We start from the raw sequence: 16,166 nt of genomic DNA, 5'->3' as shown, positions 1-16,166 counted from the left end.
TTCCGCGCTGCCCCCAGCAACACATAAACCTCTCCGATTTGCTGGCCATCGTCGTCATAAATCAAATCCCAAGGGACATCTTGAAAGTATGGGTCAACTCGCTCCCGCCGCTTCATGACGCCCAATTCCCCCTATGCATATCCGGAATACGCTTTGCCTGCGGTGGAGGCTGTGGACCCGGGTCCACATGATGACGATCGTAGTTAAGAAATTTATTAATGTTCTTCTGGAAGACCAGCTCGACCGTTCCGACCGGGCCATTCCGCTGCTTGGCAATGATGATTTCGATAAGGTTCTTCTTCTCGCTCTCCTGGTTGTAATAGTCGTCGCGGTACAAGAAAGCTACGATATCGGCGTCCTGCTCGATTGAACCGGATTCCCGCAAATCAGACATCATCGGACGCTTATCCTGCCGCTGCTCGACGTTCCGGCTTAGCTGAGACAACGCAATAATTGGAACATCTAACTCCCGGGCAAGGTGCTTCAGCATCCGCGATATCTCGGAAACTTCCTGTTGTCGGTTCTCTTCCCTACGACCGCGGCCAGAGCTGGCGATCAGCTGCAGGTAATCGATAACGATCAACCCGAGCCCCTCCTGCTTCTTGAGTCGCCGGCACTTGGCTCGAATATCATGCACCGTGATGCCGGGAGAATCATCGATGAGAATGTTCGTGCTACCCAGCACGCCGGCAGCGTTAGCCAACTTCATCCAATCGTCTTCATCCATGTCTCCAACCCGCAGACGGCTGGCCTCAATGTTGCCTTCAGCACTAATCATTCTCGTTACAAGCTGAGGCGCTGACATCTCCAGGCTGAAAATTGCAACCGGATCCGTATTCAACACGGCCACATTCTGCGCAACATTCAGCGCGAAAGCTGTCTTGCCGACGGAAGGGCGCGCGGCCACGATGATTAAGTCACTCTTTTGCAATCCGGCAGTAATCCCGTCCAAATCACGAAAGCCGGTGCGAAGCCCGGTCACCCTGCCAATTTTGAATGCTTCGAACTTCGTCTCCGTTGTCTCGACCACCTCGACGGCCACATCCTTGACTCGCTTAAAATCCTCCGGCGGCGCTGCTCGGTCAGCAAGTGTTGTCGCAACCAGCTGTGCGGATGCAATAAGCCCTTGTACATCTTCCCCCGCCGCGGCCGCTTGAACCACAAGTGAGCTGGATCGGATAAACTCTCGCAGCATCCATTTGCTATGCACCGACTTGACATATGACTCCATATTGTCCGTCGTCGGTACGGCATGAGCCAGTTTAGACAGATAGCTGACACCACCAATGTCCTCAAGCTCTCCACGCCCCTGCAACTCCCCGGTCAATGTGACAAGGTCGATCGGCGTGCCCGCAGCATCCAGCTCCAACACTCTTCGAAAAATGATCTGATGCCCCACATGGTAAAAGGCTTCAGGAGCCAGTGACTCCGCAAATTCAAACGTCTCAGGCTTGATTAAGATAGATCCGAGTACAGAGCACTCAGCAGCCAAGTCATTCGGCAACTCAGACAGCATGCTTTCAAGATTTACCGAGCTTTGCATAGATGGCCTCCTTCCAGCCTGGTGGTGGTGGACAGGCATGTTTTGCTGCTTCGGCCCGTTCGGCAAAGTATTCAGCAGTGGCCGCTTTCATCCGGTCCCGCTCGATCTGCTCACCGACGCTGCCGCGGATCTCTGCGATGTTCGGATGATATTTACTCGTCCGAATATGCTCATCCAAGTTTTGAATGGCCTTGTCAAACGGGAAGTCATGCAGGTACTTAAAATGCCGTTCGACATTTTCGTCACTAACATCAAAATTCGGGTAATTCTCCTTGATCGCAATGAGCAAATCAAATACTTCTGCTTTCTCCACGTTGCCTTGCCTCCTTCGCACGTCTGCGCAAGTCCTCCAACTCACGCTGCTGCTTGGTCATTCGTTTCTTCGGCTCTGACTCTCCCTGGGCGACTCCAGCCATCGGCGGACTGGCAGTTTGGGAATTAAGCCAGGCTTCTTCAATCCCGTCCACGTAGTACAAAAAACTGGTCGGGTACTTGAAGCTTTCTCCTTCTCGTTCGCGCTTTGCCTGCAACAGGCCCTCCATAGTTCGGATGGTAAAGGGTACCGGCATCCCCCCGGCGACCATCTTACCCATGGCTTCGCGCTCTTTCGGTCGAACATGGAAATCGAACTTCTGGTTTAAACGGCAGTAAGCATTTAAGATTTCAATCATTCCATCTGTCTGAGGGTCAGGTTCATCCTGTTCGAGCCAATCCTCAGCAGTAGTGGTAGTAGTAGTAAGTTCTTTAATATCTTTTAGAACAGACATTTTTGTCCGATCACTGTCTGATTTTTGCTCATGATCAGACAAATTTGTCTTATCACTGCATGACTGATCGGACATTTTTGTCTGATCAGTTTCAGAGAGATCGGACATATCTGTCTTATCACTTTTGAGTGATCGGACATTTTTGTCTGGGTGTTTCTTAGAATTTCTCACCCAAAGAATCAAACCTCTCGCGGCCCTGGTCACTCGTATGTAGTGATGATCTTCTAAGGTGTCCAACCATCGGCTCACGGTTTTATCATTAACTCCGAATCTTACGGAAATTTCAGATAGCTTCATTGGCTTGTTCCCAAGGACGATGCCCCAGACCGTTCCCTCCTCCTCAATCTCCGCCGTCGTGGAGCTCACGCACCAGAGGAAAAGCCATATCGCTGTGCCTATTTTCTTGTAGTGTTCTGGCTCCAGTAATCCGGAGTAAATCGGAAAAGGGTAGCTGCCTTCGGGCATTTGATCATCCCCCTAGCTAATCGCGCACTACTTTGATGAAGGTAGTGTCAACCTTTACACCCTTGAATTTAGCCGCTGACTGAATGCCTTCTATGATCGACTCCAGCACCGACTCAAGCATCGGACCGTAGCCTGCTGGCTCAAGATCAAATGCAATCAATGAGCCGAGCGTATGTGCAGTAGCCATAGTAAATCTGGCATGCTGCTCGATCCCAGCCTTTTTAGCCTCCTCATTTTTATTGTGCAGGAATTCAATAAGTTCCCTTGTGGCCTGTTTATTAGCCGTTTTAGTCATATTGCTCTCTCCCTCATAGTTTTATCTTTCCAAACCTTATCTCCCAGGCAGCGCCCCGGCGTAACTTCAAAATGCCGCCGACCGAGTACGAAGGAGACAAATTTGCCTGAAGATCGTTCGTAGTACATTCCATTCAGCAACGGTTGTGCCGGTTGCACGCTAATATCAAACAAATCAAGCTGTACAGGCTCCGTCATACGCTACGCCCCCTATCATCCCGTAAATAAACAATTGGGTACTTTACACGGATAACCTTCCAGCCGGGGTAGCCCCGGGCAAAGTAGGCTTCTGTCTCACGGATAAATGCTTTGCGATCAACTCGCATGAGCTTCCAGATTCGGTTGCCCATCATGCTTTTAAGCAACGGTTGGCCAAACTCATCGTTCACGCCACTTGTACTCCCACGCCGCCATCGGCATTTTCGAACCGGATGACTTGATCGAATGCCGCTTGTGCATCTTCAATGTGGGTAATGACCAGAACCCTCTTAAAGCGGCTAGATACTGATTTGATAGATTCTAGAACAAGCGCACGGTGCTCGGCATCCTGGGAGCCCAGGCCCTCATCGATGGTCAACCATTCCACCTTGCTGCCGGCTCGCTGTGCAAGCAGTTCAGCCAGGGCAAACCGAATGGCGTAATCAATCCGGAGTTGCTCACCGCCGGAGAAAGTCTCATAAGGACGTTCAGCCGTCCAGTCGCCGATCATAATGTCCAGCGTTTCAGCAACACCATCCCGTGACTTGAGCTCGCGTTGTGTCTCGAAGCGGATATAATGCTTGCCCTTCGACATCTGGCCAAGAATCTCATTTGCAATCCGCTCGAGCTGAGGAACGGCATTTTCAATGATCAATGCCGGGATGCCGTCACGGCCAAACGCCTTAATCAGTGTTTGGTACCGGGTCCAACGCAGTGCCTTTGGCTCAAGGTCAGCGGACAGCCGGTCCCGCTCCAACTGATCGACCTCGAGAGCGGCCAGCACCGCCTTGATGCCGCCGATCTGCTCCGCCAGTGCGGCGAGTTGAGAACGCCGATCTTGTAATACTGCTTGCAATTGATCCAGATCACGATGCAGCCTATCATAATCAAGCGTGTCAATGATCAGGTTGTTCTTCTCGTTCTCCAATTCTTCCTTGCGGACGTTCTTGCCGGCGATCTCCCGATCAATGGCGGCGATCCGCTCCTTGGCGTTTGCGGTAGCCTCCCGAGCAGCGCTGATCTCGTCTTTAAGCTTCGCCCATCGTTGGAGATCAGCAGCGCGCGTCGTCAGCTCTGACAACGGTGCCAACTCTGCCTCAAGGTCTGCCGTCTGCTGCTGCAGATCATCCCGCCGCGCCGTCGTGCTCTCTTGGCGCGCTAGCTTCTCAGCGCATTGTTGCTCCAACTGCTGCAGCAACTCGTCCTTGCCGGCAAGCTGAGCGAATGCCGTTGCCGATGCTTGCAGCTCGGCCACTCTGTTTCTGCAGGCTCGATGGGCGTCTGGATCATATCCGATATCCTTTTGCTCGATTTGCTTTTGAGCAATCGATAGCGTAAGGGCCGCAATCTGGGACCGATCAAGATCGGCCAGGCGGCGCCGTAATTCGGGAAGCTCCGCGACTGCTGCGGCGGCCGCCTGCTGAAACTTGCAAGTTGGAAGACAACCGCTGTCGTGGATGTGTATCTCCTGCTCCTCAAGGGTGGATATCTTGTCGACAAGGGCGCGATTCTCCGTTTCAATGCGAAACGTCTCCCGATCCAGTTGCGTATCCAGCGTTCTTAATTCTGCCGCGAGTAGGTTCCAGCGCTCAGCTTTTTCTTCAAATTCCCGCAGCCGCACAGTCTCCTGCTCATGGTCTGCGGCTTGCTTCTGGAGTGCATCCCTCCCGGAAAGCTGCTGTGTTACCGCCAGCACCCGATCATTCAGGCGGGTCAGTTCGTCGGCCAACTGCTTGAGGTCCGTTTCGGTGGCAGCCAGGTCGCGCCGCAGCCGCTCAACCTCCGGCTGCCGTGCCTCCAGCGCAGCAATCTGCTGCTTGACCTCTTCCAGCTCGACAGCCTTGGCCAAGATGCCGGCCTCGTTTGCAAGGATCTTCTCGGAGCGTTCTAGGCGACCCTGATGGTCGGAACGTTCCTTTTGGAGCGAAGCAATTTCGTCATCGATCGTCGCAGTATCGCGATCAATCTGTAAAATGCGGGACCGCTTAACCTCGAGCACGGCAAGTTGCGATTCGTTTTCCCGAACCGCCCGCTCATCCTCGGCCACATTTGTTTGAGTAAATTCGTGCCGGATTTCTACTATACGCAGCTCTTCCTCTTTCGCCGGGCGGGCAGCCAGTCGTTCATCCAACGTCAAAAGCTTGTCTTTGGCCTTCTCGATCTCGGTGTCCAACAAGCCAGCCCGTTGCCGGGCACGATCCTGTAGTTGCTCATAGACATTCAGGCCAAGAATCTGAGACAGGATCTCCTTCCGCTTACCGGCCGTCGCGCCAGTGAAAGCATTAGCCTGCCCCTGAAGAATCATGCTGCTGGCGGTAAACGTCTCATCGTCCAGATTGAGTAAGGAGCGAATGACTGCCTCCGTGTCGGTAATCTTCTCAGCAGACCTGCTCTCCCACTGACCATTGACCTGCTCTTGCAACTCGAGGGTGGACTTGCCCTTTCCTTTAGTCGAGCGCGTCCGGATAGCTCGAAATACACTGCCCTGGTGCTCAAATTGAAACTCCACTGACATCTCTTGTACTCCCCGACGAACCAGGTCGTCCAAGCTAATCCCTTTGATGACGTCTCCGAAAAGCGCAAACCGCGGGGCAAGAGTAAAGGCTGATGACTTACCGGCTCCGTTACGGCCGGCAATGGCTGCCAATGTCACAGCCGACAAATCAATGTCGGCATGTTCTATGGCTCTGAAGTTATGAATGATTAAGCGTAATGGAATCATCCTGCAGCATCCTCCTTATTGAATTGCTTCCATTCCTCCGGCCAAACATATTGACCGTCGATCATTTGAACTACAATATGATCGCCGCTGTCCGTTACACGAACCTCACGAAACATCCCAGTCTTGCCGTGTAGTTGTGTGTAACGAAAGACTTCTTCAGGGGAGCTTAGTGTTACGGATGGCGTATGCCAGCCATCAGGTTCGGGGAAGCAATAACCGTAGAATTGCTCACTCATATGCTCATCTCCATCAGTTCCGTCGTCATTGCCTGTAGCTCGACAATTTCCGGTTCCTTAATCTCTTGATTGCTGCCCCAAGCGGCTAATGCTGTCAATGGATTCAGACCCTCAGTCACCTCGGCATCGCGGATCCGTTCCGAACGTTCAACCTCCGCGCGGATCTCCGCAACGAAGAATGCGCCGGCGTCATATAGTGCCTTTTCTAGAGATCGCCGATCGAACCGCTTCTGCAGTTCCTCGCTGCAGGCGTACCGGACCCGGACGATCGCCTCTTTAATAGAAGAAAATTCGTCCACCTGACCATCCAACCAGGCCTCAATGTCCATGTCGCACCAGTCGATTGTACGGAAGCGACGAGCCGGTGTGGGAATAAATTCAGAACTGGCAAACAATGTAGTGAAGGTATCTGTATCATGAATCCAGAATCCCGGCTCAGTATGTTCATCACCAAAGTTATGCCGTTCCGTAGCGCCGGAATAAAAAACGTTGGTTCCGGCGCGCTGCGGCCGGTGGATGTGGCCTAAGCAAACAAGATCGAACAAACGGGCCGCTTCGTCCGTCAGGATAGGCTCATTTTGCAACAGCGCATCCTCAAAGCCGGTGTCGGCCAGGTCATATGTCAAGTGAGACATGAGGATAACCGGTCCGGCCAATCCTGCGCGAAGCTCTCGGCAAGTGTCCGTAATCCAGTCGGTCATCTTTGAATGAAATTCGTGGGGTGGTAGACCAACAAACTCGTCCTGAAGAGCAAATGAGGAACGATTCATCCCAGGTAGGCAAGCGATCGACGGGCCGTTTTCATTTGAAGCAATTTCTGGCTCAGTGAACACTTGAACACCTGGAATCTGCATCTCCCGAATCAGGTGGTAAGCACTGATAGCGTCATGCGATGGTGTACCGCTGATCACGATTACCTCAATCTCCGCGTCCGAGAGTCGACGGAGCCAGGACGTGAAAGCCTTAATCTCTGCCGTGGCCCGGTCAATATATACCCTGGCATCCTTAAAGGCATCACCAGCGAACAAGACCAGTTCACAACCCTCTGCGATAATCCGATCAGCTGCCCAATCCATGGATCGGGTAATATCTTCAAAACGAGCTGCCGGATTGGGGCCCGGATACCCGAACCCCCAGTGTGCATCAGCAATATGAGCTATCTTCATTGCATGTCCTCCGGCAGATCACTAAAGTCGATTTCTCCCTGATCTCCATTTCCACCAATTCCGTACTGTTCAAGGTAATCCGCGACCTGCTTCCACTCAGCGTCTGCTACGTCCTGTACTACCTTTGCAATCGGACGACCTAACGCTTCAACAGCACGGTCAGTTAGCCATTTCCAATCCATATTTCCACCATTGAGTCGTTTGGCAAGATCAAATGCGCGGTTCTTGTCTGAAAATGTACCACCTGTTTTAGAACCGCTTGTTGGCCGCCCAGTGGATGTATTTCTAGTTGTTTTAGTAGTCTGTGAGGACTTTCTAGTAGTTGTATGTCCTTCCTCGTCCCCCGCTTCAGGATCCTCCCCGTTCAGATAAGCATTTAACTCCTCTTCCGTCTGAGAGAAGATACCGCTCGATCGAGTAGCGGAAAGGACAGCATCAACAAGTGCACGCTTCTTAGCCATCTTCAGCACCGTGTTCCAAATCGAATGCATATCGTCGTTTTCCATCCGGTACATCGTGTAGGTATTACCAGTCTTGCGACCATTCTTCCATTCATCCCGCTCTTCCTTATAGAGCGAAGCTTTATCAACACCTTTAGGCAGCTTATACTCTGAATACCAGCGCCAACGATAACGACTCTCGTAAGTATTTGCATGTCCAACGCCTTCGGCAATGATAGAGCCCGTCCCGCGATGAATTAACCTGATAGTAATATCAATGGCATAATAACCGGTCTCGTGATTCTTATCTTCGACCTTGCCCGCCACCGTCGGTGCCAAATTGTAAAATTCACATAGCCCTTCAGCCCCTGGCTTATATAGCGTCGGCTTGTCGGTTCCTGGGATAGTCCCGTAATCAACGCCTTCTTGCATGACTTCGCGGAAAAACTCTCTCGTGAGGTTCAGTTTTTGTTTCATCGCATCCAGCTTCTTTCGGAGATCTGCAGCACTACCAAATTCAAGATCAACAATCGCCCCTCCCCCGGCACTACCGCCGGAGGACTGAGGCAAGACAGTCAAATTTCCTTCGCTCAATTACGCCACCCCCTGAAGCAAGTTGGCCACAGCTTGGAGTGCACGGAACTCATCGCGCAGCTTACCAAGTCTGGCCACATCATTCTTCAGGTGAAGTTCCGCGTTGGAAAGATTCAAGCGCTCATGCTCCGTATGCTGCCGCATCTGAGCTGAACGGATCTCGGCGTTCTTCCCGTCGATCATGTTTCCAAGCAGCAAGTCATCTTCCTTTTGCTGCAGGATGTCCTTGGCGCTAATAACCTGCCGATGTGATTCAATGACAGTATCCTCGGCCTTTGCGATTTCGGATGGCAAAGCCAGCAACCGTTCAAAAATCTCTTGTTTAGTCATTTGATAAATCCTCCCGCTTGATGGATAGTCCCCAATCTGCTACGATAGGGGCGAAAAGTATAGAAATGCTGATGACCCTCTGCAAAGGGTCATTTTTCGTTTTCACAGTCCTCGCAAGATCGAGGATAACCAGGTTCTTCACCGTCGATCAGTTCCCCGCACGTCTGGCACAACAAGCCTTCCAGCACCATTTCAGCAGCGTCTCCCATTCATTCAGCCCTCCTTTCAAGCAAATCTTCGTACCTCTTTACAGCCTCGGAAGCGAAAAAAGCATCATCGTCTTCCCTGATCTGTCCCGCCATTCTGCGAACAAGGCTTTCGACCTTGTGTGCTGGCAGACCCTCTTGCTCGGCTGCTACGATCATATGGCCGATGGCAATGTCTCTTTGCATGCTAATTCCTCCTCGTCATGCACTGCGATTGCCTTCCAGTCCAGAATGACCGGAGCATTTTCGACACTGGCGATAAGAAAGCCCTTTTCATCTAGAACATGAAACTCTGAAAAATCTTCGAAGCCAACCTGCTTGATCTCAATAACCTCCCGGCCATCGATCTCTGTGCCGACCTCAAAAATGCGGGTTGGGTTGCTGACCACGGTCAGCCGCTGAATAACTGGATACATGGTTTGTCCTCCTTTCAATTTGATCAAGGTGGGCGAGGATTCGCACCTCGCATAGCATTCCGTCCTCTTAGCGACAGCATCTCGCAGACTCTCTGTCCTTTACGCACTATCGAACACAGTAACCTTTGATGTGCGCCAACGATCGGGGGTATACCCGCTGTGTTCATTTCGGAACCAAATGAATGCCTATGTCACTCCGACAGACTTTAGCGTCTACCTACTCCGCCACCACCTTGGATGCGTCAGCCGCATCTTCTGGCCCCTTGGAGTCAACCACCCGAAGGCTAGGCCTCGCTTTCACCCGAGACTCCCCCAAGGCGCCCGAAGACAGGGCCGAAGCCTGTCCTATCCAACTACCTCGTCAGGCAGGTGTTGGTGTGTCAAAAAACTTCCACCTGATAACCGATGCTTGCCTTTTCTCCGTTCCGGTATCAAGGATGGGCGCTGTTACCGATCTACCACGCCGCAAGCTCGTTTTGTCGAAGGCGTACTTTCCTTCAAATGCCTTTAGCGTTATGACATCCCCCGAATCATGTGCTTTGGAATATTTGTCCTTGTCAACGTAATAGGTTGCTTCTTCCCTCTCCGACCAGATCACATGAAGCATTTTTTGTTTTTGCATCTTAATTTCCCCTTTCTGCGGTTCAAACGATCTATCCAACTACCTGATATCCAAGAGCATCATAGGCAGCGTTAAAGACCAGCCGGATCTCTTTAGGTATGATGTCGAGCATTTCGCTATAGAACCTGTACTGTGCAAACGCCTCAGCTTCACGCAACGCATTTTCTGGAGTCTGATCATTAATGCAAGCGATCTTCGCAGCAAGATCAGCATCAACAATCTGCTTGTACCGCACGGCCAGAGCCTCGGCGAACTGCTTAATGTCTTGTTCCGTCATTCCGGAAACCGAAGCCTTTACTGTCTCCCCGCCTTCCTTCGCGCCATTCCAGTAAGCTGCCTTTATCAGGGCAACGAATGATTCCCGGGCCTCCCGGTCCCAACCGTTGATCCATGCGATGTGCCGCTGTTCTTGCTCCGTGAGAGGACGACCAACCAAAGTGCGAATTCCCTTCATATCAATCATGAAACGCCCTCCTGTATTCGTAACGAATGTGAAGCGCCTCGAAGGCCACTTGCTTGTGATGGTGGTCCAGATAGTCCATATCTGAAAGGTTCATTTTGTTGGACTCGTTGTATAAGTGCAACGCCAAGGCCAGCATGAACTTCTCCGATTGTGACCAGCCCTTTGAAGCTGCGCGAAGCTTTGTGATGTGAACGATCCCTTGCTTCGGGTCCATATATCTTGTAGTCAGGAGCGGCTGAAGCCTTGGAGTGTTCTGAAAGATATGAAGGAATGAGCGCCAATATCTATCCATCAAGCCGTTCCCTCCTTGCGTTTCCGGTTATCATCCGCTAAAATAGACACCACAAGAGACTTTAGACGAGTTCTCAAACCAAGCGTCCGGCCTGCCCGCCGGGCGTTTTTCTTTTCTTCTTCTGCAAACCGTATCATCGTGTTCAGATAAGTAATTCCATCCACCAGCTTCTCCGGGCTGTTCATCCGCTCCGGCTCCCGTGCAATTAACTGCAGATTATGCCCCGCTGCTTGTCCCGCTTCACGAGCCTGCTTTACCAACTCTGCTCTATTCACAAAAATCATCCTCCTATTAAAGTCATAAGATTTTGCATTACATTAAGACCGTCCATTCCATACAGGAAGGCTATTAAGACCTCTTTGGCTCCAGTAGCCTCCACCCAACTCATCATCGTCGGCATATCTGGCACCTTATGGTCATTTTCATATTTGCTGATACAAGCCTGGGTACGATGAAGCCGAACTGCCATCTGTTCTTGCGTAAGCCCTGCCCGCTCTCGGCAAGCCTGCATAATGGCACCGAATTTCATAATTTCGAGTCACCTCCTAATATTCCGAATTGGAATAGTGAGGAAGGGTATAGCGTAGTAATATGTAGTTAAGAGTTCACCCCTCCTCTTTATCCCCTCATCCGCCGGCGGCCGGTACCGTCCCGGCGGGTTTCTTCTATCCTTTTGAACTCCAACTTCGAATCCCGAAGCAGCCTCTTAAATTCCAACTGTGAAATAGCCCCTGGATTAATCGAATAATGTGGAAGCGACAGTTCCAACGCCGCCTCTACGGATACTCCCTGCAATATCACCCGAGTAACTGTGGCAGAGATAACAGCAGCCCGGGAAGATTGGCGCATCCATCGGAATCTCTTCATGCTGCCCCCCATTTCAACTTCCTATTGTCTCCAGCATTATCTCGGACCCACTCGGTATGCTCTTCAATCCAGACCATTAACAAATGCGTCAGCACCCTTGGATGCCCGAATTCACGGGTGACAGGAAAGTCTTCCCTGTTTAGCAACTCGCTAGCTTTAGTAGCTCCGATATCAAGGAGTTCCATCAAATCAGTTTTACTTAAAAGAGGCTTAAACTGGGCTTGAAGAGCATGTCGTTCAATCGCTTTATCTACAGCGCGATTAATCGCTGCTTCCAACTGGTTTAGATTTAGATCTATTTTGATAAGCTCTGCGTCCATGTCCACTCCCCCTTATTCGAACTTGATCAAAACGTAGCGACTCCGGCTCGGCTCGTGGTTGATGTAGTTGAGCTGCCAGCCTTCATCTAACAGACGATTGACTTCTTCCGGATCGCGAGTCTCAAGAATTTCCTTGATGTCTTGCAGATTGTGTTCCAATCGAATCACTCCTTCCATGTTGAACCTCCTAAATTCTGCTAGAATGGGATTGTCCAAGATCACATTACAGAGAGGAGGAATAAATATTGAAGAACATTGGATTGCTGTATAAAGATCTCGAGAATCTAGGCTTTATTGAATATCAACATGCGAATTTAGATTTGGAAGAAGAATCTTCTCCATCATCAGGAATAGAAACACAAGAAATTGCACATGAAGCCATTATTCGAGCTGTTGCAAAGATGATTGAAGCAAACAATGCTGAGCTTCTAAAGCATTTAAAATCCGCTGGCGTGCTTCTGGATCAGTAATCCTCAATTCAACACGACGTTTTCGAACTTCGAGTAATTGTAGTTGTTCCTTAAGGAATGCCGCCGTTCCCGCGGCGGCTTCCAACTTCGCCACTCGCTCTTCCAGATCAGCGATACGCTTCTCCACCTACCCCACCTCCTTCACGCTGTGTCCTTGGTTGAATGGTTAGCATAATCATTATCCGTTTTGAAATCCAACACATCTGGATTAAAAAAAATATCCCCTAATGGACGTCCTAAGGCATCGGATATTTTCTTCATCGTGTCAGCACTAGGGTTATATGCACCTGTTTCAATCTGTGACAACGACGTTCTTTCCATGCCAATTGAATCAGCTAGATCCTGCTGTGTAATCTTTAATTGCTTACGGATAAGGGCGATGTTGTTCCCCAACACTTTGCTCATTTACATCACCTCACTTGCTGTTTTGTATTTCTAAACAAATAATAATCCCTTCTGTTTTGTTTGTCAACACATGTTTTGAATTTTAGAACATCTTTACTTAATTGTATTGTGTTTTGTAACACGAAACGTTTAATATCAAATTAGGTGATGTTATATGAAAAATACCCAAAAGCTTGGGAAAAAGATACGAGAACTTCGGCTAAAAAACGACCTATCTTTGAGAGGGCTTGAGGAAAAGAGCGGAGTTAGCTATTCCTTTATTAGCTCTATCGAAAACGACAGATACCAAGCATCAAGGGATAAAATAATCGCTTTGGCAAATGCGTTGGTTGGATCTGATATTAATGAATTACTATTGCTTGCTGGTTTTGCTCCAGAGGATAACTCCAGCAACGATAGAAATTTATCGGACGAAGAAGTCGCCTTCCAAGCCTTTATAAACAACCCAGAGCACGGCATCTTTTTCAAAGACTACCTGAGTGCTCCTGAAGAACGACGTGAGGAAATGCGAATTATCTTTAAGGCACTCATGGAAAAGGAAAAAGGCCGGAAGCCTGGCCAAAGACAAGGAGAGTAAAGTAAATTTCCCCTAATGGAGAGATTTGCTTTTGAGGTTATTATGGATATCGAACTATACAGCAGACTAAAAATTAAATTTATTGATGGTGTCCAACCCCCTTTACGTATGCATAGCACTCCCATGGATATATCCTACATTAACGCAAATTGGGAGTTATTCCAAAAGGCGGTTTGGTTAGTAATCACCGAGAAAAATGCTAAAGTATCTTTGTTACAAAGAAAACTCAGATTGCCCTATAATCAAGCATCTTTGCTTATTGATTACATGGTCTTTTTTGGATTAATTGGGCCTTTTGACTTGAATCGTGATATATATGTTGAATTTATTTAATCACAAATAATTATATAAAATGAGCAAATCCCCCAACCGATGGGGCATAAAATGGTGAGTTAGCATGAGCATATTCGATTTATTCAGAATCAAGACAATAAAGAAGGAATTGCAACAACTTCAAGTAGAAAATGAGAAACTAAAAAGAATTATGCAGCCAGAACACCAAGAACTTTATGACATATCTCTTCAATTGGAGAGACTTAAGTCCGAACAAAACGATTACTTAAACAAAATAGAAGAGCGTAAGGAAAGCCTCTTCAAGTTGGAAGATGCCTACAGAAAGAAGTCCTCTGATCTTATCGATCTAGATGAGCAGATCATGCTGGAGTCATTCGCTTTTTATAAACCCAAATACAGTCTAGTTAACAGTGCGAAGTATAAAGAAAGGCTAGATGAAAACCGCAGCAAACAAAAGTTGATGATAAAGAACGGAAATGCCTGTTCTGGAAATCTTAATTGGACGGTCAACAATAATAAGACCGAAGGAAAAAGAATGGTCAACGACATGATCAAACTGGTACTTCGATCATTTAATAATGAGTGTGATTCATGTGTATCAAATGTTAAGTTCAATAACATTGAAACCTACGAGAAGAAGATTATGAAATCATTTGAGACTCTAAACAAATTGGGGAGAATAATGCAAGTATGTATCTCTCAAGAGTACTTGCGATTCAAACTTGACGAATTGTATCTTGCATACGAATATCAGTTAAAAAAACAAGAGGAAAAAGAAGAACAGAAGCTTATCAGGGAGCAACTTAGAGAAGAAGCTCAACTTCAAAAAGAAATAGAAGAAGCTCGAAAGTCTATTGAAAAAGAGAGAAAGCACTACTCAAACGCTTTAGGGAAGATTATGAAACAGCTGGACAACTGCACAGATGAAAGTGAGCGGGAACTCCTCCAGGGCAAAATTGATGAACTCTCATTGAATTTGAGTGAGATTGAAAAGAATCTCAAAGATATTGATTATCGAGAGGCTAATCAGAAAGCTGGTTATGTATACATTATTTCTAATATCGGAGCATTCGGTGAGGATGTATTCAAAATTGGAATGACACGAAGACTTGACCCTTACGAAAGAGTTTATGAACTTAGTGATGCCTCGGTCCCTTTCAATTTTGATGTCCATGCCATGATATTTTCTGACAATGCTCCAAAACTTGAGTCAGCGTTACACAATGCATTTGAAAAGAAAAAAATGAATCTTATAAATTCGAGAAGAGAATTCTTTAATGTGACAATTGAAGAAATAGAAAAGGTTGTAAAAGCCCATCACGATAAGACCATTGAGTTTATTAAAACAGCCGACGCAGAACAGTATAGAGAATCACTAGCAATTCGTACTAATAAGCAGAATACCACTAGAATTGAATCTGAGCTTTTTCTTTCTTTTCAAGAAGCAGCTGTAGGTAAAGCATAACTTAAAATTTCATTAGCCGGAAACGGCTTTTCTTTTCACCATAAAACCGAACGTATATTCCCGTCATGGAGGCCATCATGTTTATTCATTATCAAATGACAATCTTGGAAGAGTTTCTGGAATCAACCTATGAAGCTGCCGGAATCACTTATCCTCATCAAATTACCGTCGAAGAAATATCCCAGCGCCTCAATGTCTGGCTGCACTATAGGCCGGTGACCAGCAGAGCTATGGAAGCTGCCGGAGGCATGTACAGCATGTTTCTGGACGAGCGTCTCCCTCCAGATCAACAGCGCATGGAGTTTCTGCATGAGCTATGCCACCTGCTGCGGCATGCTGGAAATCAGATAACGTTGCCCGAACAGTTTACGCAGATGCAGGAAGCCGAGGCGGAACACTTCGTTCTATACGCTGCAATGCCTTTCTCGATGATTCAAGGGTTAGAACTCCCTGATCGTCATAGCGTGGCAGTCTCTATCCTGGTCGAAACCTTTAGCGTCCCTGCAGCCTTCGCGGAGAGGCGACTGGATCAGTTACAACGCCGGGTGTTGCAGAACATGTGGAACCAAATCTCAAAGGAGCATGAAAATAAAATGCATCACTTTGAACCAACTTGGTCACGAGAAACAATGAGGATCCTCAAACAATTAGACCGTCAATTACTTGCAAAGGGGTTGCCTGGATATGCAGATAAAGGCCTTGTGTGATTATTATTCTGATTCTGTTAAACCTATGAAGTTGGTTGTACAAGCTGATCGGGGTGGATTCGATTGGTCACAGACGCTCTACATCCCTGTTGCTGGGCCTTTCGAGCCGCTAGACCCGTACGAGCTTCCGGAACTGACATCTGCCTCTGTGCTCATTTCTGATCTTGTCCGAAGAGAACGTGAGCCTGGTGAGATCGGAATCAATATGCCGGCGATTGCGGAGCGGCATGGACTGGATCCGGAGCAGCTTTGGATTGAGATGGATGACGTTGAAGAAGTTATGAAGTTGATGTGGTAAGGAGGTTTA

General features: G+C 48.5%; 27 protein-coding genes. 6 read left to right on the top strand and 21 right to left on the bottom strand.

From position 1 onward, the window contains the following. Positions 1-112 precede the first annotated feature (112 nt). The 20 genes from dnaB to KQJ23_RS15385 form a co-directional block, all read right to left on the bottom strand. Positions 113-1,543, bottom strand: a complete 1,431-nt coding sequence (dnaB, locus tag KQJ23_RS15480; RefSeq protein WP_216479770.1) for a replicative DNA helicase — start codon at positions 1,541-1,543, stop codon at positions 113-115. Continuing rightward, positions 1,521-1,856 (bottom strand): replicative helicase loader/inhibitor, encoded by a 336-nt coding sequence (locus KQJ23_RS15475; RefSeq protein WP_216479769.1) that lies wholly within the window; start codon positions 1,854-1,856, stop codon positions 1,521-1,523. The genes dnaB and KQJ23_RS15475 overlap by 23 nt, the downstream gene beginning before the upstream one ends. Next, positions 1,834-2,775 carry a hypothetical protein gene (locus tag KQJ23_RS15470; protein WP_216479768.1) on the bottom strand — a complete coding sequence of 314 codons (942 nt, stop codon included), beginning with the start codon at positions 2,773-2,775 and terminating at the stop codon, positions 1,834-1,836. The genes KQJ23_RS15475 and KQJ23_RS15470 overlap by 23 nt, the downstream gene beginning before the upstream one ends. Positions 2,776-2,791: 16 nt before the next feature. After that, entirely contained in the window at positions 2,792-3,070 is a 279-nt protein-coding gene (locus KQJ23_RS15465) for a hypothetical protein (RefSeq protein WP_216479767.1), read from the bottom strand. Then, on the bottom strand, positions 3,067-3,267 hold the full coding sequence (locus KQJ23_RS15460) for a hypothetical protein (RefSeq protein WP_216479766.1): 201 nt from the start codon (positions 3,265-3,267) through the stop codon (positions 3,067-3,069). Before KQJ23_RS15460 ends, KQJ23_RS15465 begins: the two co-directional genes overlap by 4 nt. 187 nt (positions 3,268-3,454) lie before the next feature. Next, the gene (locus KQJ23_RS15455; protein WP_216479765.1) at positions 3,455-5,989 is read right to left on the bottom strand and encodes an AAA family ATPase; all 2,535 of its coding nucleotides are present in this window, start codon (positions 5,987-5,989) and stop codon (positions 3,455-3,457) included. Next, positions 5,986-6,225: a hypothetical protein gene (locus KQJ23_RS15450; protein ID WP_216479764.1), complete on the bottom strand. Its 240-nt coding sequence runs from the start codon at positions 6,223-6,225 to the stop codon at positions 5,986-5,988. The genes KQJ23_RS15455 and KQJ23_RS15450 overlap by 4 nt, the downstream gene beginning before the upstream one ends. Then, the gene (locus KQJ23_RS15445; RefSeq protein ID WP_216479763.1) at positions 6,222-7,391 is read right to left on the bottom strand and encodes a metallophosphoesterase family protein; all 1,170 of its coding nucleotides are present in this window, start codon (positions 7,389-7,391) and stop codon (positions 6,222-6,224) included. Before KQJ23_RS15445 ends, KQJ23_RS15450 begins: the two co-directional genes overlap by 4 nt. Beyond that, positions 7,388-8,425, bottom strand: a complete 1,038-nt coding sequence (locus KQJ23_RS15440; RefSeq protein ID WP_216479762.1) for a hypothetical protein — start codon at positions 8,423-8,425, stop codon at positions 7,388-7,390. The genes KQJ23_RS15445 and KQJ23_RS15440 overlap by 4 nt, the downstream gene beginning before the upstream one ends. Further along, a complete protein-coding gene (locus KQJ23_RS15435) occupies positions 8,426-8,755 on the bottom strand; it encodes a hypothetical protein (RefSeq protein WP_216479761.1) in 330 nt (109 codons plus the stop codon). Between the two features lie 209 nt (positions 8,756-8,964). Then, positions 8,965-9,147, bottom strand: coding sequence for a hypothetical protein (locus tag KQJ23_RS15430; RefSeq protein WP_216479760.1), 183 nt, complete (start codon positions 9,145-9,147; stop codon positions 8,965-8,967). Then, complete coding sequence (locus KQJ23_RS15425) at positions 9,117-9,377, bottom strand: hypothetical protein (RefSeq protein ID WP_216479759.1); 261 nt, start codon at positions 9,375-9,377, stop codon at positions 9,117-9,119. Before KQJ23_RS15425 ends, KQJ23_RS15430 begins: the two co-directional genes overlap by 31 nt. 361 nt (positions 9,378-9,738) lie before the next feature. Next, positions 9,739-9,999 (bottom strand): hypothetical protein, encoded by a 261-nt coding sequence (locus KQJ23_RS15420; RefSeq protein WP_216479758.1) that lies wholly within the window; start codon positions 9,997-9,999, stop codon positions 9,739-9,741. A gap of 31 nt (positions 10,000-10,030) precedes the next feature. Then, on the bottom strand, positions 10,031-10,462 hold the full coding sequence (locus tag KQJ23_RS15415; protein WP_216479757.1) for a hypothetical protein: 432 nt from the start codon (positions 10,460-10,462) through the stop codon (positions 10,031-10,033). Continuing rightward, positions 10,455-10,754, bottom strand: coding sequence for a hypothetical protein (locus KQJ23_RS15410; RefSeq protein WP_216479756.1), 300 nt, complete (start codon positions 10,752-10,754; stop codon positions 10,455-10,457). The genes KQJ23_RS15415 and KQJ23_RS15410 overlap by 8 nt, the downstream gene beginning before the upstream one ends. Next, on the bottom strand, positions 10,754-11,029 hold the full coding sequence (locus KQJ23_RS15405; RefSeq protein WP_216479755.1) for a hypothetical protein: 276 nt from the start codon (positions 11,027-11,029) through the stop codon (positions 10,754-10,756). Before KQJ23_RS15405 ends, KQJ23_RS15410 begins: the two co-directional genes overlap by 1 nt. Positions 11,030-11,034: 5 nt before the next feature. After that, positions 11,035-11,283 carry a helix-turn-helix domain-containing protein gene (locus tag KQJ23_RS15400; RefSeq protein WP_216479754.1) on the bottom strand — a complete coding sequence of 83 codons (249 nt, stop codon included), beginning with the start codon at positions 11,281-11,283 and terminating at the stop codon, positions 11,035-11,037. Positions 11,284-11,372: 89 nt separating this feature from the next. Continuing rightward, a complete protein-coding gene (locus tag KQJ23_RS15395; RefSeq protein ID WP_216479753.1) occupies positions 11,373-11,621 on the bottom strand; it encodes a hypothetical protein in 249 nt (82 codons plus the stop codon). Continuing rightward, positions 11,618-11,941 (bottom strand): DNA-binding protein, encoded by a 324-nt coding sequence (locus tag KQJ23_RS15390; RefSeq protein WP_216479752.1) that lies wholly within the window; start codon positions 11,939-11,941, stop codon positions 11,618-11,620. The genes KQJ23_RS15395 and KQJ23_RS15390 overlap by 4 nt, the downstream gene beginning before the upstream one ends. A gap of 12 nt (positions 11,942-11,953) precedes the next feature. Continuing rightward, complete coding sequence (locus KQJ23_RS15385; protein WP_216479751.1) at positions 11,954-12,118, bottom strand: hypothetical protein; 165 nt, start codon at positions 12,116-12,118, stop codon at positions 11,954-11,956. Positions 12,119-12,186: 68 nt separating this feature from the next. Here KQJ23_RS15385 and KQJ23_RS15380 point away from each other — a divergent pair, with 68 nt between their 5' ends. Beyond that, positions 12,187-12,411 (top strand): hypothetical protein, encoded by a 225-nt coding sequence (locus tag KQJ23_RS15380; protein WP_216479750.1) that lies wholly within the window; start codon positions 12,187-12,189, stop codon positions 12,409-12,411. Between the two features lie 141 nt (positions 12,412-12,552). Here the strand turns inward: KQJ23_RS15380 and KQJ23_RS15375 are convergent, their stop codons facing one another. Next, complete coding sequence (locus KQJ23_RS15375) at positions 12,553-12,816, bottom strand: helix-turn-helix transcriptional regulator (protein WP_216479749.1); 264 nt, start codon at positions 12,814-12,816, stop codon at positions 12,553-12,555. Positions 12,817-12,970: 154 nt separating this feature from the next. Between KQJ23_RS15375 and KQJ23_RS15370 the strand changes: the two genes are divergently transcribed. The 5 genes from KQJ23_RS15370 (at position 12,971) to KQJ23_RS15350 (ending at position 16,157) form a co-directional block, all read left to right on the top strand. After that, on the top strand, positions 12,971-13,393 hold the full coding sequence (locus KQJ23_RS15370) for a helix-turn-helix domain-containing protein (RefSeq protein WP_216479748.1): 423 nt from the start codon (positions 12,971-12,973) through the stop codon (positions 13,391-13,393). A 15-nt stretch (positions 13,394-13,408) separates the two neighbouring features. Then, complete coding sequence (locus KQJ23_RS15365; RefSeq protein ID WP_216479747.1) at positions 13,409-13,726, top strand: DNA translocase FtsK; 318 nt, start codon at positions 13,409-13,411, stop codon at positions 13,724-13,726. Positions 13,727-13,790: 64 nt separating this feature from the next. Next, complete coding sequence (locus tag KQJ23_RS15360; RefSeq protein ID WP_216479746.1) at positions 13,791-15,152, top strand: SNIPE associated domain-containing protein; 1,362 nt, start codon at positions 13,791-13,793, stop codon at positions 15,150-15,152. Between the two features lie 77 nt (positions 15,153-15,229). After that, the gene (locus KQJ23_RS15355; protein WP_216479745.1) at positions 15,230-15,859 is read left to right on the top strand and encodes an ImmA/IrrE family metallo-endopeptidase; all 630 of its coding nucleotides are present in this window, start codon (positions 15,230-15,232) and stop codon (positions 15,857-15,859) included. 25 nt (positions 15,860-15,884) lie between these two features. Then, positions 15,885-16,157: a hypothetical protein gene (locus KQJ23_RS15350; protein ID WP_216479744.1), complete on the top strand. Its 273-nt coding sequence runs from the start codon at positions 15,885-15,887 to the stop codon at positions 16,155-16,157. Positions 16,158-16,166 lie beyond the last annotated feature (9 nt).

Source organism: Paenibacillus brevis, assembly GCF_018919145.1.
In the GTDB taxonomy this organism is placed as follows: Bacteria; Bacillota; Bacilli; order Paenibacillales; family Paenibacillaceae; genus Fontibacillus; species Fontibacillus brevis.
Note: the sequence above shows the minus strand (reverse complement) of the source record. Positions and strands in the feature narration are given on the sequence as shown.